We start from the raw sequence: 19,988 nt of genomic DNA, 5'->3' as shown, positions 1-19,988 counted from the left end.
GTAAATTTAGGTTATTGTTCGCTGGTTAGGGTAATCATGGCCTCCATTTCGTTCAGAAGTTCGGTTTCGGATGAAAACCCTACAGATAAGAACCGTTGCATGCCGTTTTTGTCGATGACAACCTTGGCTGGAATTCCATTGGGTTTATAAGCTGCTACCACTTGAAAGGTTTTGGACTGGTTGGCTAAAGGTTGGTCGATCAATACCCGGAAAGGATATTTGTTTTCATGAATAAAGCCCTTTATCCTAGCGGTAACGCCACCTTCGGTTTCGTTGGTGGCAATGAATAGAAAAACAACGTCAGGATGCTTTTCCACCAGCTTTTGCATGGCAGGGAAGGAAGCTTTGCAGGGAGCGCACCAGGTGGCCCAAAAATCCAGCACTACGATTTTGCCTTTGAAATCGGCCAGTGATACCTTGTTGCCTTCCAAATCCAATAAGCTAAATGCGGGGGCTTCCGAATGGAGCATGGTCTTGCTCAAATTATTTTTTAGTTCCTGAAAAGCCATTTCGTTAAGGCGCACAAAAAAAGAATCCACGGCTTTTGCCCCATTTTTTCGAAAGTAAAGTTTCCTCAGCTGTGCGTTCATGTTGGCGCTTGCCTTGCCGGTTTTGGCCAGTTGCAGCAAAATACGGTAAGCTTTGTCGCTTTGGTTGTTCAGTTCCAAAAGCAGTGCATAGCGCTCTACAGCAGGTAAATAGGCGTCAGCAAGGTCTTTGTTGCCAAGCGCTTTTTCTTGGTATAGCAAGGCTTTTTGGTATTTTTTGTTGGCCAGTAAAGCCGTGGCGTAGGTATCGCAGTAGGGGCCATTGGCCATTTGCATGAATCTGTTCCAATCTTCCAATGGAAAATGGGCAGGTCTGGCTGCCGTATCGTCTTTATAGGCATTATACAAATCGAGCGTACGTTTGGCTAGCTTTTCGGCATAAACCAGAGCTGTTTTTTGTTCAATCAACTGATCTGCAGCCATATTTAAATAGGATGTCTGGTTAAACTTATTGCTGATCAGGTTAATGTATTGCTCGAACTGTGGGTAGCGTTTGGCTCGAAGAAAGGAGAGCGCTATGGTGCCTTTCATTACATCGATGTCCTCCATGTTTTTAACGGGGTCGAGCTTGTAGGCTGTGAGCAACTCGTTCATGGTCGCCACGTTTTTTTCAGGGCGTTTTTCCTTCGACATGCGTTGCAGCTGCTCCTGCAATGGATCTTTGGTTTGGCCGTTGGCGCAAAAGGCGAGGTGGCAAAGTAGGAGGAGCAACCCTGTTTGAAGGATTTGCTTCCTTGTTGAGTTGGATTTCATGCCCCAAAGATGCGGGCTAAAAACACCATAAAATAACAGCAATGTGAAAATGGTCGCCTTGGCTGTGAATCAGGCATTGGCACGAGGCCGCTTGCTGCATTTAACGAGGAGGAAGGGCTGGCTTTCTTGAATAGGAACGATTTCGAACAGACCGTAAGGACCAAACTCGGTGCCGACTGATTCTTCGTCATAAAAGAACATTTGCACACCCTCGAATATTTCGTAGCGGTTTTTGCTTAAAAATTTGCCTTGCGCATAGGTAGTCGCTGTTTTGGAGATAACCGTAAATACCATGTAGCCATCCTCTGTTAGTTGGTTATAACAGTCGCTGATGAGTTTTTTTCGGTCTTTTTCATCCAGCAAATGGATAAGGGCGTAGCAAAACAAGCCATCGTATTTGTTGTTGTCGAAAGGCATGTCGGTTACCGAACCTTGATAGATTTTTAGGGCTGTTCCGTAGTGTTTCCTGGCCATTGCGATAGCCGTTTTTGAAATTTCGATGCCGGTTACGGCCATGCCGTTAGCTACAAAAAGCTGGGCATTGCGTCCGTAGCCGATGCCGGGAACCAATACGTTTTTTACCGATTTTTCCAGGAAAAGATCTTTGGTCAGTACCGCCGATTGTGCAGGTTCGAAGCCCCACATTTCCTGTTTTTCGTTAAAGGCCTTTTCCCAGAATGTGGGGTCTTCGGTTTCGTTCGTCATAATTGTTGCTATAATGTTGCATTTGCAATTTAGCAAGAAATAGCTAATATGGAAAACAGCAGGACGATTTAGACTGAAATCTGACAGGTGAATGGTCGAACTTGAAAACTATGGGGCATAAAAAACCGCCTCTAATGAAATTAAAGGCGGTTTGGTGTTTTTAGTGTTCCCGAAGGGATTCGAACCCCCATCATCAGAACCGGAATCTGACATTCTATCCATTGAACTACGGAAACAGAACCGCAAATATAGCTAATCCGCGGCTAAATTTATTCATCACTTTTTAAATTCCCCTATATCCGGCCTAAAATGGCAGCAACGTATAAAAACCAGCAGGGTTTGGCAACAGCTGGCATTTTATTCCTTAACTATGATTTAACCTTAAAAAGGATATTTTGGACCGATTATAGTTTGCATTCTGAAAAGAAAAAGCCATTTTTGCAAAAAAAGACGGAATAGCTTGCTTATGTAAACTTAAAATTTAACGGATTATGGAAGAACTGCTAGTAGAAGAAGTGTTGCAACTGATAGAAAACGAGAGCGATAGGCAGTTAAAAGCGTACCTGAACGAGCTGAACATCTCTGATGTAGAGCAGCTCATCGACGAACTTCCACAATATGCCGTTAAATTTATCGAAACCCTTTCAACCAAAAGGGCAGTCAATGTATTCCGTATTCTCGATTTCCCGACTCAGGAAAGGATCATCAAAAAACTGCAAAGCAACAAACTGACCGAAATCATCAGGCAGCTGCCTCCCGATGACAGGACGGCACTTTTGGGCGAACTGAAAGGCGATGCGGTTAAAAAACTGCTCATCTTGTTGCCCGACAACGACCGTATCGAAGCCCTGCACCTGCTGGGCTATGAGGAAGACAGTGTTGGCCGTTTGATGACCCCCGATTTTATTGCGGTTAAAACCGATTGGACCGTAAATCGTGTGCTTTCGCATATCCGTCGCTATGGCAAAAACTCCGAAACCATCGATGTGGTGTATGTAATTGACAAGGACGGCATACTGTTGGATGATATCAGGATCAGGGAGATTTTATTGGCCGATCCCGAAATGCGCATCGGCGATTTGACCGATAACAGATTGATTTCGCTCAATGTAAACGACCCGCAAGAGGAAGCCATCAATGTGTTTAGGATGAACAACCGCGTGGCCCTGCCGGTGGTTGACGACCAGAATATCTTGTTGGGCATTGTAACGGTGGATGATATTTTGTGGATTGCCCACGAAGAATATACCGAAGACATGCAGAAAATAGGGGGTACCGAAGCTTTGGACGAGCCTTACCTCGATATGCCCATCTTTAAACTGGTAAAAAAACGGGCGAGTTGGCTCATCGTACTCTTTTTGGGCGAAATGCTGACCGCAACGGCCATGCAGCACTTTGAAATTGAACTTTCCAAAGCCGTGGTGCTTTCTTTGTTTATCCCGCTGATCATGAGCAGTGGGGGCAACAGCGGTTCGCAGGCCTCCACGCTGATTATACAGGCCATGGCTTTGGGCGAGGTAACCTTGGCCGAGTGGTGGAAAGTGATGCGCCGAGAAATTATTTCTGGTCTTTTGCTGGGCGTAACCTTAGGAACGATAGGCTTGGTGAGGATTGTTTTATGGCAAAGCCTGCACATTTACGATTATGGTACACATTGGTTCCTGTTGTCGGTTACCATTTTCTTTACGCTGATTGGAATCGTGCTGTGGGGAAGTTTAATCGGTTCCATGATGCCGATTATCATGAAAAAACTGAAGCTCGATCCGGCCACGTCGTCGGCACCTTTTGTAGCCACGATGGTCGATGTAACCGGTATCGTCATTTATTTCAGCATCGCTGTGCTAATTTTAAGGGGAACGTTGCTTTAGCCGATTTCTATACAACAGCCTTTTGCATAAAAAATCCCGTAGATGCTGTCTACAGGATTTTTTAAATGGTTTTTTGCTAGGTGTTCTCACCCATAAGCGTCAAGCTTATACGTTAAACCTGAAGTGCATAATGTCGCCATCTTCTACCACATAGGTTTTTCCTTCTACGCCCAGTTTTCCGGCTTCTTTGCAGGCATTTTCAGAGCCTAGCGTTACAAAATCGTTGTATTTGATTACCTCGGCACGGATAAAGCCTTTTTCAAAATCGGTATGGATTACGCCTGCAGCCTGTGGCGCGGTAAAGCCTTTGGTAATGGTCCAGGCCCTAACTTCCTGTACACCGGCCGTAAAGTAGGTGTATAGATCCAACAGGCGATAGGCCGCCCTGATCAGTTTGTTAACCCCCGATTCGGTCAGTCCCAAATCGGCCAAAAACTCCTGGCGCTCTTCATAACTGTCTAATTCGGCAATTTCCGATTCGATCTTTGCCGAAATCACTAAAACTTCCGCATTCTCGTCGGCCACATTGGCTTTCACCAGGTCCACATATTTGTTGCCGGTAACCACCGAGCCTTCGTCAACATTGCAAACATACATCACAGGTTTTTGGGTCAGTAAGCCCAAATCGCTAATGAAATCGAAATCTTCTGGCTGCAGAGGAGCGGTACGAACCGATTTTCCGGTTTCGAGATGTGCTTTCACTACGCTCAAAACATCAAAAGTCTTTTTGGCGTCTTTATCGGTTTTGGCCTGCTTCTCTACTTTTTGGATTCGCTTAACCACGGTGTCCAAATCCTTGAGCTGCAATTCGGTATCGATGATTTCGCGATCACGGATGGGGTCAACAGAACCGTCAACGTGGATTACATTGCCGTCGTCAAAGCAACGCAGCACGTGGATAATGGCATTGGTAGCCCTAATGTTGCCCAAAAATTGGTTGCCCAATCCTTCGCCCTTCGAAGCGCCTTTTACCAAGCCCGCAATATCAACGATCTCGATGGTATTGGGTACTACTTTTTGCGGATTCACCAGCTCGGCAAGTTTGGTTAAACGGTCGTCGGGTACGGTAATTACGCCCACATTGGGTTCGATGGTGCAGAACGGAAAATTGGCCGCTTGCGCCTTTGCGTTAGATAAACAGTTAAATAAGGTTGATTTACCCACATTGGGTAAGCCAACTATACCACATTGTAATGCCATTTATATTTTTGATTTACGATTATTGTTCAGTTATCAGTTTTGGGTTGCTCGTTGTTAAATTTCAATTAACAGTTTCCAGTTGTTTATTAATGGTTTTTATCTGCTCTCAAATCTTTTCACTCCCAACATTGAACTTTCCACTTTTCACCTTCCACCTTCCACCTTCCACCTTCCACCTTCCACCTTCCACCTTCCACCTTCCACCTTCCACCCAGAACTTCCTTTCAAGGCCGCAAAGATATTAATTTTTAAGCCCTTTCCCTAGTGTTTTGTGGTAGGCAAAATTAATTGTTTATCTTTGATTGTAAATCACAATGCCCAAATCATGGAAAACGAAGAATTAACTCCTGTGTCATCAACCCACCCGCAACTGATTGTAAGCGAAGAAATGCGCAGCTATCTTTATGAAATGGCCAAATGGGCTACTTTTTTAGCTATCGTAGGCTTTGTTTTTACGGGATTGATCATCGTTAGTGCTTTCACCGTAGGGGCGGCTATTGGTACAAATCCAGAATTGGCATCCCTCAAATCTTTCGCGGCGTTGGGTGGGCTAGGCATTACCCTGGTTTGCCTATTATACGCCTTTGCTATTTTTTATCCGAGCCTATTGCTTTTCAAATATGCTTCCCGTGCTAAACTGGGAGTTTTGTATGGCGACCAAAACAGCCTGAACGAGGCTTTGATGAGGTTGAAATCGCTGTTCAAATACTGGGGCATCATGACGATTATTCTAATCAGCTTTTATGTCATTGCGCTGGTTTCTACTGTCATGACCATGAAGGTTTAGTCGATTACCCACATGAGCCTCAAAAATTAAGGCGCAAAAAAAATCCCTCAATGTTGGCTGAGGGATTGTAAATATTGGTGGTTCTTAGTAAGAAAAATCGTCGTTTTCAGATTTGGTAACGTTATATTCTGCGTTTTCAGAATATTCGTAGCGTTTTTCCACTACTTCTTGATGTGATTTGATGTAGTCGATGGTTTCTGATAAGCCTTCTGTAAACTTCTCGAAATCTTCCTTGTATAAAAAGATTTTGTGTTTCACAAAAACGCCATCTTCCAATCTTTTTTTGCTTTCTGTTAAGGTAAGGTAGTAATCGCCTGAACGTGTAGCTTTTACATCAAAAAAATAAGTCCGTTTACCTGCTCTTACCTTCTTGGAAAAAACCTCTTCTCTCTCTTTGTTGTCAAAATCTCCCATTGTTGTGTGTAGTATTAGTTTAAGGTTGTCGTAAATATAAAGCAATAATTCTCAAAGTTCAAAATAGAATATCGCAGTTTTTAGTTTTAGTTAAAAAACTGAACTTTATGCTACACGCATTGGTATGGGCGTTTTTTACGACAGATTAGCCGTTTTCTTCTTCCAGTAGTTGGTTGTCGTACATTTCGGCGTAGGCGCCTCCCAAATCAAGCAGTTGTTGGTGCGTGCCCTGCTCAATAATCCGGCCTTCGTCGAGCACAATAATTTTATCGGCGTTCTTGATGGTCGAGATACGATGCGCAATCAGAATGCTGGTTTTGCCTTTCATAATTGCACCAAGATTGCCTAAAATTTCTTCTTCGGTCTTGGTGTCTACTGCAGAGAGGCAATCGTCGAAAATGAGGATCTTGGGTTCTTTGATCAAGGCCCTGGCAATAGAAACCCGTTGTTTTTGTCCACCCGAAAGCGTTATGCCCCTTTCGCCCAGCATGGTTTCGAACTGCAGGTCAAAATCGATGATATTCTGATAAACGGCGGCGTTTTTCGCGGCCTGTTCTACTTGTCCGGGTTCAACCTTGTCTAAGCCAAAGGCGATGTTGTTTTTGATCGTATCCGAAAACAGGAAAACCTCTTGGGGCACAAAACCCACCTGGTTGCGATAGCTGTGCAGGTTAAGGCTTCTCAGTTCGTTGCCATCGATTTGTATACTGCCCGAGTTTACGTCGTACATGCGCATGATGAGGTTGGCCAAGGTTGATTTTCCAGAGCCGGTTCGGCCAATGATGGCTAAAAACTGTCCTTTTTCTATTTCAAAGCTTACATTTTTAAGCGCTTCGATACCTGTATCCGGGTAGGTAAAGCTTACGTTTTTAAAGCTGATCTTGCCTGTAAAATCCTTTTCTTCGGTGCTGGCCGAACTGATATCGGGCTTGAGTTGCAAAAATTCGTTGATACGCTTTTGCGAGGCGGCCGCACGTTGGATAAGCGTAGTTACCCAGCCCAGCATGGTTACCGGAAAGGTAAGCTGGTTTACATACACGATAAATTCGGCAATGTTGCCCGGCGTAATTGAACCTTCGATTACCTGCTTGCCTCCAATGTATACGGTTAGGGTTGTGCTCAGTCCCACGAGGAGGAGCATAGACGGAAAGAAAAGCGCCTGCACTTTGACCAAGCCCATCGAATTATTCTTGTACGATTGGCTCTCTTCTGCAAAAACATCCTGGGTGTGGTCTTCCCTAACGTAAGATTTGATAACCCTGATGCCCGAAAATCGCTCCTGTACAAAGCTCGACAGGCGCGAAAGCTGTTCCTGTATCTTTTCGCTGCGCTGGTTAATGATGGTGTTGACATAGTAAATGGTGAGCACCAGAATGGGCAGAGGCAACAAGCAGTAAATGGCCAAAGTACTGTTTACCGAAAACATGAAATAGATAATCAGGAAAAACAGTACCGTTGTATTAATGGTATACATGATGGCCGGACCAACGTACATCCTTACGCGGTTAACGTCTTCGGTAGCCCGGTTCATTAAGTCGCCGGTATTGTTGCGGCGGTAAAAACCGAGGCTCAGCTTTTGGTAATGCGCATAGATTTCGTTCTTCATATCGAACTCGATGTGCCTCGACATGAGGATGATCGTTTGGCGCATGAAGAAAAGAAAAAGTCCTCGCAACAGGTAAAGCACCAAAATCAGCGCCCCAAAAAAGAAAAGGCTGTTGCTAAAAATATCGTACATCACCTGCTGGCGCTCAAAGCCGTTGCAGAGCTGGTAAATGGCAATGTTCTCGGTAATGAGATTAAAGGCATGTCCAACCACCTGCGCCGGAACGACGCCAAAAATGTTGGAGATGACCACGAAGATTATCCCCGGAATAATCCACCATTTATATTTATAAAAGTATTTGTTTAGAAATAGAAGGTGCCTCATGTATAGGCAAAGTTAGCCAAAAGACTTTTCTTTTTTTCGCAATTACATAAAAAACAACGTAAAATAATGGTTTTTTTGTTTTAATTTTGTCCGTATCATTTCAAGAAATTTGTATGTCTGGTAACAGTACTATCGTTCCTTCAGTTTTAGACCAATTAAGTGCATCAGGCCACAAAAAAGTGGTTTTTTGCAATGATCCAGATACCGGATTAAAAGCCATCATTGCCGTACACGACACCACGTTGGGCCCTGCTTTGGGCGGTACGCGCATGTGGACCTACAACTCTGAGGCCGAAGCGTTGGAAGATGTGCTGCGCCTTTCGAAGGGCATGACCTACAAATCAGCCATTACCGGATTAAATCTTGGTGGCGGCAAAGCCGTTATCATCGGCGATCCGAGAAAACAAAAAACAGAAGCTTTAATGCGCAGCTATGGCCGATTCATCAAAAACATGAATGGCGAATTCATTACGGCCGAAGACATGGGGACTACCACCAGGGATATGGAGTACATCCGCATGGAAACTAATTATGTTACTGGTGTTCCCGAATCGTTGGGTGGCGCAGGCAATCCTGCACCGTATACAGCAAAAGGCGTGTTTTTGGGAATTAAGGCTTGTGTTAAAGAAGTTTTTGGCACCGATATGCTGGCCGGAAAATCGGTTGTGGTACAAGGCATCGGCAACGTGGGCGAGCATTTGGTCGAACTGTTACGCCAAGAAAACGTAGAAGTTTACATCAGCGATATCAACCAAGACCGCTTGCAGGAAGTAGCGCGCAAATACAAGGCGAAGCCAATTGATGCCGATAAGATATTTACCATTGGAGCCGATATCTATGCCCCTTGTGCATTGGGCGCAACAGTAAACGATAAAACCATCAAAACGATGAAGTTTGCCATCATTGCAGGTTCGGCTAACAACCAGCTGGCCGATGAGCAGGTGCATGGACAACTGTTGCTGGAAAAAGGCATTTTATATGCGCCCGATTACCTGATCAATGCCGGCGGCTTGATCAACTGCTATGCCGAACTGACCGGTTTTGGCAAAAAAAGAACCATGCAGCTGACCGAAAATATTTACGATGCTACCCGCGAAGTAATCAAACTCTCTAAAACAGAACAAATTCCGACCAATCTGGCCGCCAGCCGCATTGCCGAAAAAAGAATAAGCGACATCAAAAAAATAAAATCCTCATATTAATTAAACGGTAAAAATACCAATCGTTCTTACATTCATGTTAAACAGAAGGCACCTCCGAATCAAAGTCCTGCAAAATATTTTTGCTTGGCACATGACAGACAAAAAAGACATTCTAAGCAGTCAGAAAAAGCTGATGCAGAGCATTGACAATGTTTATGAAATGTATATCCGTATGTTGGCCCTTTTGGTCGACGTAACCGAATATACCGCCCACGATGCATTGGAGAGAGCCAATAAGCACCTGCCAACTGCCGAAGATTTGAGTCCGAACCAGAAATTGCTGCACAACCGGTTTGCAACGATCTTAAAAGAAAACCCAGAGTATGTTTCGGCCGTGAACAAGTATCAGGTAAACTGGTTTGCCGATCCAGAATTGGTTAAATCAATCTTCAACAAGCTGAAGACCACCAAAGAGTACGAAGCTTATCTGGCCGAAGAAGCCGAAGAAACCCTGGAGAGCTCGAAGGAGATCATCAAGTTCATTTTCCGCAAGCTCCTGCTCAAAAACCAGAACATCATCCAGGCATTTGAAGACAAGTTTATCAACTGGCCAGTGGATAGGGAAGTAATGCAAGGCATGATTGCCAAAACCCTGAAGAACTTTACTTTCGAAGATTCGTTCAAGAACAAGCTAACGCCCATCAGTGCCGACTGGGACGAAGACAGCAAATTTGTGAAAGATTTGTTTGCCTATACCCTTAAAAACGACGATAAATACCAGGAACTGATTGCCGAGCGTACCAAGAACTGGGAATCGGAGCGTATAGCCCTGATGGATACCATCCTGATGAAAATGGCCATCTGCGAACTGATGAATTTCCCGTCGATCCCGGTAAAAGTAACCATCAACGAATACCTCGAGCTTTCAAAAGATTACAGTACGCCGAAAAGTAATTCGTTTATTAATGGTATCTTAGACAAGATTTTGAACGACCTGAAAAGAACAAATAGTATCAAGAAAATTGGCCGTGGCCTTATAGAAGACTAATATCCATGAAAAGATTATTGATCGCTGCCTGTGTGGTAATCGCTTTTACCGCCTGCAACAGAAGCAAGTCTGACACAATTGAACAAAAAGCTGAAGCTAGTGGTCTCTCGGCTGCCGGTGCATCAGCTGCGCCCGTTGCCAATGCGCCCAAGGTGAAGTTCGAAAAGGAGATTTTCGATTTTGGCCAAATTACGCAGGGCGAAAAAGTACACTATGAGTTTAAGTTTAAAAACGAAGGCAAAACCCCGTTGATCATCACCAATGCAAGTGCTACTTGCGGTTGTACGCAACCAGAATATCCTAGTGAGCCGGTAAAGCCCGGAGAAGAAGGCACGATAAAAGTGACATTTAACAGCGAAGGCAAAATGGGCATGCAGGATAAAGTTGTAACTATTATTTCTAACGCAAATCCCGATATCCCGAAACTGCACCTGGTAGGCGAAGTGAAAGCGAGGCCATAGTTTTCGGCCTGCAATTTCCAGTTCGCAGCGGTACAGATGGCCACACCATCCACCAGTAAAGCAATTTTAACAATTCAACAATAAAACAAAAATAATGACATCAACAGTATTATTACAAGCAGCCGGTAACCAACTTACGGGTATGGTTATTCCAATGGTTTTGATCATGATCGTTTTTTATTTCTTCATGATTAGGCCACAGGTAAAAAAAGCCAAAGACCATAAGAAATTGGTAGAAGAACTTAAAATCGGCGACAAAATCGTAACTACCGCTGGCATTCACGGCAAAATTGTTGGCAACAACGATACTACTTTTTTAATCGAAGTAGAAGGCGGTACCAAAATCCGTTTCGACAAAACAGCCATCTCTTTGGATGCAACCAAAGCTGCGGCACCGAAAGCATAATTGTTTTTGACTGATAAAAAGCCGCTCTTCCAGCAAAGGAGAGCGGCTTTTTTTGTATTTTTACCGTCATGCCATTGATCAAGCTAAATAAACTGGAAAGAAAGCGTTTGGGAACGCTCATTGCCTGTTTAGTCTGTGCCATAGGCGCTTGGCTGTTCATGGCGTTAAATGGCAAGTACAAGTATGTAGCCAAAACAGAGCTTTTGTATAAAGACGAACCGCAAAACAAGGCCTTTAAGCCTTTACAGCCAGATCGGGTTAACCTGCAGGTAGAAGGAACGGGCTGGCAGCTGCTGTTTTCGCGCCTTCGCATCAAACCTCAGTCTATTACCGTAAGTTTAGAAAAACTCAACAATCGCAGCTATATCCTGTTTTCAGACCAGCTGGAACAGATCAACAAGCAATTGGAAACTTCGCAAAGGGTGATTTCGGTAAAACCAGATACGCTTTATTTTGATTTTTCTAAGCGCACCATTAAGCGCATCCCCGTTAAATTGGTGTCAGACCTCAGCTTCGTAAAGCAGTACGGCATTGCAAGTCAGGTACAGCTTACACCTTCTTATGTTAATATTTCCGGTCCGCAGGAAGAACTGGCCAAAATTAGCCAATGGTATACCGATACCCTAAAACTGGCCGATTTGCAGCAAACCGTCAATACCCGGCTGGCTATTAGGCAAACCAATTCTAATAACGTAAGCGTTTATCCCAGCAGCATCGGAGTAAAAATACCGGTTGATGAATTTACCGAGAAAACGATAGATGTACCCTTAAAAATCATCAACAACAGCGATTATTACGACGTAAAGCTCTATCCCAAAAAAGTACAGGTTACTTTTATGGTGGCGCTTTCAAGCTATCAGGAAGTGGATGAAGACTTTATAGAAGCTACTTTAGACCTCAACGAATGGAAAAACCTGCATCACGATAAATTAACCGTAAAGCTGACCCGTTTTCCCGAATATTGCACCCTGGTAAAGGTGGTGCCACGAAAAATCAATTTTATCATCGAAAAATAATGCTGAAGATAGGAATAACAGGCGGGATAGGCAGTGGCAAAACCACGGTTTGCAAAGTATTCGAAACCTTGGGCATTCCGGTTTTTTATGCCGATACCGTGGCCAAAGGACTCATGGTAAGCGATCCGGTGTTGATAGCAGGCGTAAAAAAGGCCTTTGGAGAGGAAAGCTACGCGGTAAGTGGTGCCCTCAATAACAAGCATATTGCGCAGATCGTGTTCAACAATCAAGCTGAGCTCGATAAGCTCAATGCCTTGGTACATCCGGCCGTATTCAGGGCTTTCGATAGCTGGGTAAAAAAAGTACCTCCAAGTGTTCCCTATACCTTAAAAGAAGCAGCTTTGTTGTTTGAAAGCGGTTCCTATCAACTATGCGACAAAAATATACTGGTAACGGCGCCGCTCGAACTCAAGCTGGCCAGGGTTATGCAGCGCGATGGCGCCAGTCGAGAACAGGTGCAAGCCCGTATGGACAAACAATGGAGCGATGAGCAAAAAGGCAAAATGGCCGACTACTTTATCGAAAATACCGAACATCAATCCATTATCTTACAAGTGTTGGCGCTTCACGAACAATTCTTGAAGCTTTAACCATCTTTATACATGTCAAATTCTGTTGCAATTCTCGACGATTTTATCGTTCAAACCAAAATTGGCTTATTTTGTAGCTATGGTAACTTCTATCTCGACCCCAAAGAACCTGTAGTTGAGGCGGTTATTTCGCATGCCCACGGCGACCACGCGGTAAGTGGCAATCAAAATGTTTATTGTACGGCGCCTACAGCGGCCTTTATGCAACATCGTTATCGCAAATTTGCGGCTGCGAACTTTCATTTAAAAACTTATCACGAAGTTTTTAACCTCCATGGTATAGCCATCAGCTTTTATCCCGCAGGACACATGTTGGGCTCGGCGCTGGTATTGATGGAGTACCAGGGTGTAAGGTATCTTTATACGGGTGATTACAAGCTGGAAGCAGATTCTACCTGCGAACCTATCGAATTGGTACAGGCCGATGTATTGCTTACCGAAACCACATTTGCCTCAGCAGCAACCAAACACCCCGATGCCATTGAAGAAATCAAAAAACTGAATGCCGTAGAGGCGAATATCATGCTAGGCGCCTATGCCTTGGGCAAGAGCCAACGCCTTATCGCCCTGCTTAACGAGCATTGCCCTCAAAAACGGATTTTGTTGCACCATAGTATCATGCCTTTTGCCCGGTTATACGAAGAAATGGGTATTAAGCTTGGACAATATGAAATGTACGACAGGAAGGTGATGAAGCAAAATCAGGCCAATATGGTTTATATAGTGCCTCCAATGGTATACAATAGTTATTTCAGGGCTATCAATGTTATCAGGGTTTTTGCAACAGGATGGAAAAATCTGCAAAAAAATAACGAAATTCAACTCTATATTTCAGACCACGTAGATTGGGATGCAATTTTAGAGACGATAGCCGCCGTAAAACCTATAGAAGTATGGACCACCCATGGTAGCGGAACAGCATTACAAACTTACCTCGCACCAAAATTGGTCGTTAAATTGCTTAATCAATGAAAGAAGAAACCGACTATTACTTTAACGAAGATGGGTTAATGGTTTTTACGGCCAAATATCACCTTAAAAGAGGGTATTGTTGTAAAAACAAATGTAAGCACTGCCCGTGGAATTATGGGAAAAATAATAGCCGAAAAAGAGCTTCTGCTACCCAGTTTGAAAAACGCAATCCAAAACATGCAACTACAAAAGGAGATTAAGGCTTCAAAATTTGAAAATGTTTTCCAGCAGGCACTGGTTAACTTGACTTATACCTATTTTTGGAGCAGCCAGAAAGTAAAAGACATGCTAAATGTGTACGATATTACACAGCAGCAATTTAATGTACTCAGGATATTGAGAGGGCAGCACCCAAGCCCTTCTACCATCAACCTCATCAAATCGAGGATCTTGGATAAAATGAGCGATACATCCCGGATCGTTGACAGGCTCATTCAAAAAGGCTTTGTTGAAAAAACTGTCAATGTGCACGATAAACGCGCCGTCGACATTATCATTTCGAGCAAAGGCCTTGCCCTGTTGAGAAAAATGGATAAGGAAGTAGATTTTTCTACCTTCATTGTCAACAGCCTTACCGAAGAGGAAGCCGAACAGCTAAATGTTTTGCTCGACAAAATGAGGGGCTAGTGCCCGTGTCCGGCGCTGTAAAAACCGATTAAAGCAATACCGATCCCTAATAGTACAGCGAGCATTTTGCGCTTGTTGATTTTGTGGTCGGCACTTGATTCGAAAAGAATGGTGGTAGAAATGTGCAGGAATATACCAATTACAATGCCCATTACCTTATTGTAATAAGGCTCCATACCGCTAATGCTTCCGTTGCTGAGGCTGGTACTGAAATAATAGCCTGCAGGAGCCATGATGGCAAATACAACAATGTAGAAGATTATTCCCTTGGCCTTAAAATGGTTTTGCAGCAAAATGCTGGCCAGCGCAAAGGCGGCCGGAATATGATGCAAGGCAATGCCGAAGATAAGTTCGTTGTTAGGGTCTTTGGCCAAAGGCATGCCCTCTAAAAAAGCATGCAGGCAAAGGCTGATCATGATGCCCCATGGAAAAGCGTGTCCATCATGGTGCTTATGGATATGGCCGTGTTCAACCCCCTCCGAAAATTGTTCCAAGAAAATCTGCAGCAAAAAGCCAATGAGGATAAAAATGCCGATTTCGCCCTTGTCGCTGCCACTGTAGGCATCGGGGATCAGGTGAAGCACGGTAATGGCAAAAAGGTAGGCACCACTAAAAGAAAGAATAAGCTTAAGCAGTTGCGACTTGTCGTTTTTGACCATAAAAATAGCCGTACCTCCAAAGAAGGCACAAAAAAACAAAACAAGGAACTTCCAGATTTCCATTAGGGCGCAGGTTTAATTTTCTGGTAAATAAAAAAAGTAAAAAAGCCAATAGCGGTACCCAAAAGCGCACCTACAAAGGTATCGATGGGATAGTGCACGCCAACATACACCTGTGCAAAGCTAACCAGCAGGGCCCAAGCCAGGCCCAAAGGCAAAATCGGCTTCCATTTTTGATAGAATAGGCAAATCAGAAAAACGGCAATGGCAAAGTGGTTGGTGGCATGCGACGAGGGAAAGCTGTAGCCGCTGCCGCAAGGCACCCTGTGGATGATATCGTGTACCAAAGTAGGTTCGTTGCAAGGCCTGAGCCGGGCAACGGCAGGCTTAATGAGCCTTGAGGCAATCAAATCGCCCATGGCAAAGGTGGCCAAAACCATACCAATCATGTAATAACCGGTTTTTTTGTATTGCCTGATACAGAAAACCACAATAAACAGGTATAATGGCGACCAAAAGAAACGATTCCTGACCAAGGGCATCAGCCAGTCGAAAAAATCATTGCTTAGGCCACGATGAACTTTTAAAAAAAGCCCGGCATCAAACTGTTGAAGTGTTTCGATCATGCTTTTTTGCAAATGAGGATTAACCGGTCAGACTTCATCTCGTCGTAAGGAGCTAAGCCATAGCTGCCAAAAGTTTCGGTAATGACCAGGCCGCTTTTTTGGAACATACGCTCAAAATCGGCCAAAAAGAAAGCCTGTACGCGCTCCTCAAAAGCGTATGTTTTCAGGCGGTGCTCAAAGTTGATGTGCTTGATGATTTTGCCTTCCGATACGAATTTTTTAAGGTGGAATTCAATGCCGTCAACCGTTTTGGTTTCTTGGTGGGTCAGGTTCTTGATGATCTTTTGCGTGTTGAAATAATCGATAACCAGGGTGCCGTCGGCCTTCAAGCCCTTTCTAAATGCCTTTAATGCATTTACATGGTCCTTTTCGGTATCAAAATAACCAAAGCTGGTAAACAGGTTCAGGGCAATGTCGAAATAGTTGATGTAAGACAGCTTGCGCATGTCGTGCACATAAAAATGCAGGTTTTTCTGCTCAAACTGCTGCGCATATTTGATGCTCTGCTCAGAAAGGTCAATTCCGGTAACGTCGTAGCCCTTCTTGTTCAGGTAAATGGCATGTCGGCCACGGCCACATGCAATATCCAGGATGCGGCTATTGGCTTCGGGCCTCAAATGGGCAGATAGATTGTCTATTAAAAACTCGGCCTCCTCATCGTTACGTTGACTGTAAAGGATGTGATAATAAGGAGAATTAAACCAATGTTGAAACCATTTACGTTGCATTACGCTATTTGTTGACGTTTTTTGATAAGGCAAATATAGTATTTGTAGAACAGCAAATCTGATTTTATTTCTCAAAATGCAAATCAGTTGCTTTTAAAAATTACCTTGGCATGTGTTTAATTGGCATTCATTAGGCAAAAAATTACTATTTTTGGAAAAATCTACAACCTTGACATTAATAAAATCTATTTCTGGAATTAGAGGGACCATTGGCGGAAAGGCCGGCGATGGGCTGACCCCAATTGATATTGTTAAATTTACGGCCGCCTATGGTTCGTGGGTGATTAACAAAACACAAAACAAAAAAATCGTATTAGGCCGCGATGCCCGCATTTCGGGCGCCATGGTCAACCATTTGGTCATCGGTACCCTGCAAGGCCTCGGCATTGAGGTGATTGACCTGGGCTTGTCTACTACGCCAACCGTTGAAATTGCCGTTCCGCTCGAAAAAGCCGGAGGAGGCATTATTTTAACGGCCAGCCATAACCCAAAACAATGGAATGCGCTGAAGCTGCTGAACGAAAAAGGTGAGTTTATCAGCGATGCCGATGGCAAGGAAGTATTGGAAATGGCAGAAAATGCCGATTTTGCTTTCGCCGATGTCAACGAACTGGGCAAGGTAACGCCAAACGATACTTACCTGCAAAAACACATCGATGCGATTTTGGCCCTGCCACTGGTTGATACAGCAGCCATTAAAAAGGCTAATTTCAAAATTGCCATCGACTGTGTAAATTCTACCGGTGGTATTTTTGTGCCGGCTTTGTTGAAAGCTTTGGGTGTTGAAACCGTTTATGAACTTTATTGCGAACCAAACGGCGAATTTCCGCACAACCCCGAGCCTTTGCCAGAGCATCTGACCGAAATTTCGAAGGTAGTACAAGCCAAGCGTGCCGATTTAGGCATCGTGGTTGATCCAGATGTTGACCGTTTGTGTTTTGTAAACGAAGATGGTAGCATGTTTGGCGAAGAATATACCTTGGTAGCCATTGCCGATTACGTGCTTAAAAATACACCAGGCAATACCGTTTCCAACCTTTCGTCAACCCGTGCCCTGCGCGACGTGACGGAGAAGGCCGGTGGTCAATACAACGCCGCTGCGGTAGGCGAGGTCAACGTGGTAAACCAAATGAAGGCTACCAATGCCATCATTGGCGGCGAAGGCAATGGTGGCGTAATTTATCCAGAATCGCATTATGGCAGAGATGCCATGGTAGGTATCGCTTTGTTCTTGTCGCACCTGGCCAAAGTGGGCAAAACCATTTCGGTGTTGAGGAGCTCGTATCCGGCTTACCATATTTCGAAAAACAAAATTACGCTTACCCCAGAAATGGACATCGACGGTTTGTTGCTTAAGGTACAGGAGAAGTACAAGAGCCAGCCGCATAGCACCATCGACGGGTTAAAGATAGAGTTTGAAAAAGAATGGGTACATTTGCGCCGTTCGAATACCGAACCAATCATCCGTATTTACAGCGAAGCCGAGAATGAAACTGTGGCCGAAAACCTGGCCAACAAGATCATTACAGATATTAAAGAAATATTACAACTCAATTAATACCAAACCAAATGAAAAGGGTTTATTTAGATAATGCGGCCACTACGCCTTTAGATGAAGCAGTAATTGCCGAAATGACCAATGTAATGCAGAATTTCTACGGAAATCCGTCAGCTATACACGCATTGGGACGCGAGGTAAGAACCTTGGTAGAAAAAGCAAGGAAAACGGTAGCGGGACTTTTGAACGCATCGCCTTCTGAGATTTTCTTTACTTCTGGAGGTACCGAGGCTGATAATACAGCCATTCGTTGCGGTATTGCCGCTTATGGAATTAAACATGCCATTACGTCTAAAATTGAACACCATGCGGTTGAGCATACCTTAAACATGTTGTTGAAGGATGGTGTAATCGATAAATTGAGTTTCGTAAATATAGATAGCAAAGGCAACGTCGACTATAACCATTTGGAAGAGCTGCTGCAAACCAATGGCCGTACTTTTGTATCGCTGATGCACGCCAACAACGAGTTGGGTACCTTAACCGATATGGAAAGGGTAGGCGGGATCTGCGAAAAATACGATGCCATTTACCATGCCGATACCGTGCAAACCATGGGCCACTATGTGCACGATGTACGCAAGCTGAAAGCGCACTTTATTGTTTGCGCGGCGCATAAGCTGCATGGGCCAAAAGGCGTGGGCTTTTTGTATGTAAACAGCAATATCAAAATTCCGCCGATGATTTACGGCGGTGCCCAGGAGCGCAACATGCGTGGTGGTACCGAAAACGTATATGGCATTGTAGGCTTGGCCAAAGCGCTAGAAATTGCTTATGCCGAAATGGAAGCGCACCAAACGCATATACAAGACCTGAAAGACTATTTAAAGGCACAGCTGATTGCAGAAATACCCGGCGTAGCCTTTAATGGCGAAACAGATGCCGATAAGAGCCTTTATACGGTCCTAAATGTTTCTTTCCCTGAAATGGACATGGCCGATATGTTGTTGTTCAACCTCGATATCAATGGTATCTGTGCGTCTGGAGGCAGCGCCTGTTCGTCGGGATCGAATATTGGTTCGCATGTACTGAACGGCATCAAAGCCGATCCTAACCGTCCAGCCGTACGTTTTTCTTTCAGCAAATATACCACCAAGGAAGATTTGGATTATGTGATTGAAAAAGTGAAAATGGTGGTGAAGCAAAGTGCCTTGGCCTAGTAGCCAAAGAACCTGATTATCGTTTAATGAAACGCTGTATTGCCTGTTTGATCATTGCTTTGAGCTTATCCATCAGCAATAGAAGTTACGGGCAGGCTGCGCTAGTGGCTAAAGTGTTGGCGCAGCTCCACATAGAGCGTAGCCAGTGCAACGAAGAACTGATAGCGGAAAAACCATTGCCTTATCGTAAAGATTGGTCGGTAGTAGTTATCCCTAAGTATAACGAAAAAGAGGAAGAGTCTTTTTCGCTTGATAGCTATATCCTTTTGGTCGATAACCAAACCGGGAAGATCATCAGCAAATACTTTGAAGAAGGCACGGCTAATGGCTGGACATCGGATGCGGTAAGACTGGAAAGCATTTTTATAGATACAGATCCCTATAAAGTTAAAGCTGGTGTAAATGCGTTTGCCATTAAACTTGCTTTTAGGGGAAGTTCAAGTCCTAATCCTTACAGCAGCGAGCGGATTTCTATTTTCGAACCTCAAGGCGCCCAAATCAAATGCCTGCTTAAGAATTTTGAAACTGAAACCTCTACAGGAGAATGGGATATGCACTGTGCAGGCGTATTTAACGAAGCCGTAAGAACGTTGAGCTTTTCAAAGACCGTTTCGCAGGGCTATTACAATATCATCGTTAGCAATAAAGTCAAGCATATTATTAGCCAAAAAGTAAACGATGATTGCAAGGAGAAAATAACTTCAAAAACAACAACAAAAATATTAAGGTTTAAAAACGGAACATACCAATAAACCTAAAATATGCTGGTTTTACAAATAAAAACCTCATA

The 19,988-nt window shown here is 44.0% G+C and carries 22 protein-coding genes and 1 tRNA gene; 14 read left to right on the top strand and 9 right to left on the bottom strand.

Features of this window, described 5'->3' with window-relative positions; all coding sequences use genetic code 11:
- Positions 1-11: 11 nt before the first annotated feature.
- From AC6H1S_RS12285 to AC6H1S_RS12275, 3 genes are all read right to left on the bottom strand, one after another.
- Positions 12-1,259: a TlpA family protein disulfide reductase gene (locus AC6H1S_RS12285; RefSeq protein ID WP_497563792.1), complete on the bottom strand. Its 1,248-nt coding sequence runs from the start codon at positions 1,257-1,259 to the stop codon at positions 12-14.
- A 111-nt stretch (positions 1,260-1,370) separates the two neighbouring features.
- Positions 1,371-2,006, bottom strand: coding sequence for a class I SAM-dependent methyltransferase (locus AC6H1S_RS12280; protein ID WP_497563791.1), 636 nt, complete (start codon positions 2,004-2,006; stop codon positions 1,371-1,373).
- Between the two features lie 164 nt (positions 2,007-2,170).
- Positions 2,171-2,242: transfer RNA gene (locus AC6H1S_RS12275), tRNA-Arg, on the bottom strand.
- Positions 2,243-2,497: 255 nt separating this feature from the next.
- Here AC6H1S_RS12275 and mgtE point away from each other — a divergent pair.
- Positions 2,498-3,874 (top strand): magnesium transporter, encoded by a 1,377-nt coding sequence (gene mgtE, locus AC6H1S_RS12270; RefSeq protein WP_497563790.1) that lies wholly within the window; start codon positions 2,498-2,500, stop codon positions 3,872-3,874.
- A gap of 105 nt (positions 3,875-3,979) precedes the next feature.
- Here the strand turns inward: mgtE and ychF are convergent, their stop codons facing one another.
- On the bottom strand, positions 3,980-5,074 hold the full coding sequence (ychF, locus tag AC6H1S_RS12265; RefSeq protein WP_199136670.1) for a redox-regulated ATPase YchF: 1,095 nt from the start codon (positions 5,072-5,074) through the stop codon (positions 3,980-3,982).
- Positions 5,075-5,399: 325 nt separating this feature from the next.
- Here ychF and AC6H1S_RS12260 point away from each other — a divergent pair, with 325 nt between their 5' ends.
- On the top strand, positions 5,400-5,861 hold the full coding sequence (locus AC6H1S_RS12260; protein WP_199136672.1) for a DUF5362 family protein: 462 nt from the start codon (positions 5,400-5,402) through the stop codon (positions 5,859-5,861).
- Positions 5,862-5,945: 84 nt separating this feature from the next.
- Here AC6H1S_RS12260 and AC6H1S_RS12255 read toward each other — a convergent pair whose 3' ends face one another.
- Together AC6H1S_RS12255 and AC6H1S_RS12250 are read right to left on the bottom strand one after the other, a co-directional pair.
- Entirely contained in the window at positions 5,946-6,275 is a 330-nt protein-coding gene (locus AC6H1S_RS12255) for a DUF3276 family protein (protein ID WP_199136674.1), read from the bottom strand.
- Positions 6,276-6,420: 145 nt separating this feature from the next.
- The gene (locus tag AC6H1S_RS12250; protein WP_497563789.1) at positions 6,421-8,205 is read right to left on the bottom strand and encodes an ABC transporter ATP-binding protein; all 1,785 of its coding nucleotides are present in this window, start codon (positions 8,203-8,205) and stop codon (positions 6,421-6,423) included.
- 113 nt (positions 8,206-8,318) lie between these two features.
- Here AC6H1S_RS12250 and AC6H1S_RS12245 point away from each other — a divergent pair, with 113 nt between their 5' ends.
- From AC6H1S_RS12245 to AC6H1S_RS12205, 9 genes are all read left to right on the top strand, one after another.
- The gene (locus tag AC6H1S_RS12245; protein ID WP_199136678.1) at positions 8,319-9,407 is read left to right on the top strand and encodes a Glu/Leu/Phe/Val family dehydrogenase; all 1,089 of its coding nucleotides are present in this window, start codon (positions 8,319-8,321) and stop codon (positions 9,405-9,407) included.
- 34 nt (positions 9,408-9,441) lie between these two features.
- Entirely contained in the window at positions 9,442-10,395 is a 954-nt protein-coding gene (nusB, locus tag AC6H1S_RS12240; protein WP_199136681.1) for a transcription antitermination factor NusB, read from the top strand.
- A gap of 5 nt (positions 10,396-10,400) precedes the next feature.
- On the top strand, positions 10,401-10,856 hold the full coding sequence (locus AC6H1S_RS12235) for a DUF1573 domain-containing protein (protein ID WP_497563788.1): 456 nt from the start codon (positions 10,401-10,403) through the stop codon (positions 10,854-10,856).
- Positions 10,857-10,950: 94 nt separating this feature from the next.
- Positions 10,951-11,262, top strand: coding sequence for a preprotein translocase subunit YajC (yajC, locus tag AC6H1S_RS12230; protein ID WP_199136684.1), 312 nt, complete (start codon positions 10,951-10,953; stop codon positions 11,260-11,262).
- A gap of 68 nt (positions 11,263-11,330) precedes the next feature.
- Entirely contained in the window at positions 11,331-12,278 is a 948-nt protein-coding gene (locus AC6H1S_RS12225) for a CdaR family protein (RefSeq protein ID WP_199136686.1), read from the top strand.
- Positions 12,278-12,868, top strand: coding sequence for a dephospho-CoA kinase (gene coaE / locus AC6H1S_RS12220; protein WP_199136688.1), 591 nt, complete (start codon positions 12,278-12,280; stop codon positions 12,866-12,868). The genes AC6H1S_RS12225 and coaE overlap by 1 nt, the downstream gene beginning before the upstream one ends.
- 12 nt (positions 12,869-12,880) lie before the next feature.
- A complete protein-coding gene (locus tag AC6H1S_RS12215; RefSeq protein ID WP_497563787.1) occupies positions 12,881-13,840 on the top strand; it encodes an exonuclease in 960 nt (319 codons plus the stop codon).
- Positions 13,837-14,040 carry a C1orf53 family protein gene (locus AC6H1S_RS12210; RefSeq protein ID WP_497563786.1) on the top strand — a complete coding sequence of 68 codons (204 nt, stop codon included), beginning with the start codon at positions 13,837-13,839 and terminating at the stop codon, positions 14,038-14,040. Before AC6H1S_RS12215 ends, AC6H1S_RS12210 begins: the two co-directional genes overlap by 4 nt.
- Positions 14,018-14,467, top strand: coding sequence for a MarR family winged helix-turn-helix transcriptional regulator (locus AC6H1S_RS12205; RefSeq protein WP_497563785.1), 450 nt, complete (start codon positions 14,018-14,020; stop codon positions 14,465-14,467). Before AC6H1S_RS12210 ends, AC6H1S_RS12205 begins: the two co-directional genes overlap by 23 nt.
- Here the strand turns inward: AC6H1S_RS12205 and AC6H1S_RS12200 are convergent.
- Genes AC6H1S_RS12200 through AC6H1S_RS12190 form a run of 3 tightly spaced genes read right to left on the bottom strand, consistent with a single transcriptional unit; the run spans position 14,464 to position 16,480 of the window.
- Entirely contained in the window at positions 14,464-15,189 is a 726-nt protein-coding gene (locus AC6H1S_RS12200; RefSeq protein ID WP_497563784.1) for a ZIP family metal transporter, read from the bottom strand. The genes AC6H1S_RS12205 and AC6H1S_RS12200 overlap by 4 nt on opposite strands.
- On the bottom strand, positions 15,189-15,752 hold the full coding sequence (locus AC6H1S_RS12195) for a phosphatase PAP2 family protein (RefSeq protein ID WP_199141867.1): 564 nt from the start codon (positions 15,750-15,752) through the stop codon (positions 15,189-15,191). The genes AC6H1S_RS12200 and AC6H1S_RS12195 overlap by 1 nt, the downstream gene beginning before the upstream one ends.
- Positions 15,749-16,480 carry a class I SAM-dependent methyltransferase gene (locus AC6H1S_RS12190; RefSeq protein WP_497563783.1) on the bottom strand — a complete coding sequence of 244 codons (732 nt, stop codon included), beginning with the start codon at positions 16,478-16,480 and terminating at the stop codon, positions 15,749-15,751. The genes AC6H1S_RS12195 and AC6H1S_RS12190 overlap by 4 nt, the downstream gene beginning before the upstream one ends.
- 169 nt (positions 16,481-16,649) lie before the next feature.
- On the opposite strand from AC6H1S_RS12190, the gene glmM reads away from it, so the two are divergent.
- Genes glmM through AC6H1S_RS12175 form a run of 3 tightly spaced genes read left to right on the top strand, consistent with a single transcriptional unit; the run spans position 16,650 to position 19,950 of the window.
- Complete coding sequence (gene glmM / locus AC6H1S_RS12185) at positions 16,650-18,038, top strand: phosphoglucosamine mutase (protein WP_497563782.1); 1,389 nt, start codon at positions 16,650-16,652, stop codon at positions 18,036-18,038.
- An 11-nt stretch (positions 18,039-18,049) separates the two neighbouring features.
- Entirely contained in the window at positions 18,050-19,198 is a 1,149-nt protein-coding gene (locus tag AC6H1S_RS12180; protein WP_497563781.1) for a cysteine desulfurase family protein, read from the top strand.
- Positions 19,199-19,224: 26 nt separating this feature from the next.
- A complete protein-coding gene (locus AC6H1S_RS12175; RefSeq protein ID WP_497563780.1) occupies positions 19,225-19,950 on the top strand; it encodes a PA3715 family protein in 726 nt (241 codons plus the stop codon).
- The last annotated feature ends 38 nt before the right edge of the window (positions 19,951-19,988 follow it).

The sequence above is a fragment of the Pedobacter sp. TM02 genome (assembly GCF_059705275.1).
Note: the sequence above shows the minus strand (reverse complement) of the source record. Positions and strands in the feature narration are given on the sequence as shown.

What these genes read in the sequence shown, in the direction of transcription:
- AC6H1S_RS12280 (WP_497563791.1), bottom strand. Translation starts at nt 2,006, where the DNA reads ATGACGAACGAAACCGAAGACCCCACATTCTGGGAAAAGGCCTTTAAC.
- mgtE (WP_497563790.1), top strand. Translation starts at nt 2,498, where the DNA reads ATGGAAGAACTGCTAGTAGAAGAAGTGTTGCAACTGATAGAAAACGAG.
- ychF (WP_199136670.1), bottom strand. Translation starts at nt 5,074, where the DNA reads ATGGCATTACAATGTGGTATAGTTGGCTTACCCAATGTGGGTAAATCA.
- AC6H1S_RS12260 (WP_199136672.1), top strand. Translation starts at nt 5,400, where the DNA reads ATGGAAAACGAAGAATTAACTCCTGTGTCATCAACCCACCCGCAACTG.
- AC6H1S_RS12255 (WP_199136674.1), bottom strand. Translation starts at nt 6,275, where the DNA reads ATGGGAGATTTTGACAACAAAGAGAGAGAAGAGGTTTTTTCCAAGAAG.
- AC6H1S_RS12250 (WP_497563789.1), bottom strand. Translation starts at nt 8,205, where the DNA reads ATGAGGCACCTTCTATTTCTAAACAAATACTTTTATAAATATAAATGG.
- AC6H1S_RS12245 (WP_199136678.1), top strand. Translation starts at nt 8,319, where the DNA reads ATGTCTGGTAACAGTACTATCGTTCCTTCAGTTTTAGACCAATTAAGT.
- nusB (WP_199136681.1), top strand. Translation starts at nt 9,442, where the DNA reads ATGTTAAACAGAAGGCACCTCCGAATCAAAGTCCTGCAAAATATTTTT.
- AC6H1S_RS12235 (WP_497563788.1), top strand. Translation starts at nt 10,401, where the DNA reads ATGAAAAGATTATTGATCGCTGCCTGTGTGGTAATCGCTTTTACCGCC.
- yajC (WP_199136684.1), top strand. Translation starts at nt 10,951, where the DNA reads ATGACATCAACAGTATTATTACAAGCAGCCGGTAACCAACTTACGGGT.
- AC6H1S_RS12225 (WP_199136686.1), top strand. Translation starts at nt 11,331, where the DNA reads ATGCCATTGATCAAGCTAAATAAACTGGAAAGAAAGCGTTTGGGAACG.
- coaE (WP_199136688.1), top strand. Translation starts at nt 12,278, where the DNA reads ATGCTGAAGATAGGAATAACAGGCGGGATAGGCAGTGGCAAAACCACG.
- AC6H1S_RS12215 (WP_497563787.1), top strand. Translation starts at nt 12,881, where the DNA reads ATGTCAAATTCTGTTGCAATTCTCGACGATTTTATCGTTCAAACCAAA.
- AC6H1S_RS12210 (WP_497563786.1), top strand. Translation starts at nt 13,837, where the DNA reads ATGAAAGAAGAAACCGACTATTACTTTAACGAAGATGGGTTAATGGTT.
- AC6H1S_RS12205 (WP_497563785.1), top strand. Translation starts at nt 14,018, where the DNA reads ATGCAACTACAAAAGGAGATTAAGGCTTCAAAATTTGAAAATGTTTTC.
- AC6H1S_RS12200 (WP_497563784.1), bottom strand. Translation starts at nt 15,189, where the DNA reads ATGGAAATCTGGAAGTTCCTTGTTTTGTTTTTTTGTGCCTTCTTTGGA.
- AC6H1S_RS12195 (WP_199141867.1), bottom strand. Translation starts at nt 15,752, where the DNA reads ATGATCGAAACACTTCAACAGTTTGATGCCGGGCTTTTTTTAAAAGTT.
- AC6H1S_RS12190 (WP_497563783.1), bottom strand. Translation starts at nt 16,480, where the DNA reads ATGCAACGTAAATGGTTTCAACATTGGTTTAATTCTCCTTATTATCAC.
- AC6H1S_RS12180 (WP_497563781.1), top strand. Translation starts at nt 18,050, where the DNA reads ATGAAAAGGGTTTATTTAGATAATGCGGCCACTACGCCTTTAGATGAA.
- AC6H1S_RS12175 (WP_497563780.1), top strand. Translation starts at nt 19,225, where the DNA reads ATGAAACGCTGTATTGCCTGTTTGATCATTGCTTTGAGCTTATCCATC.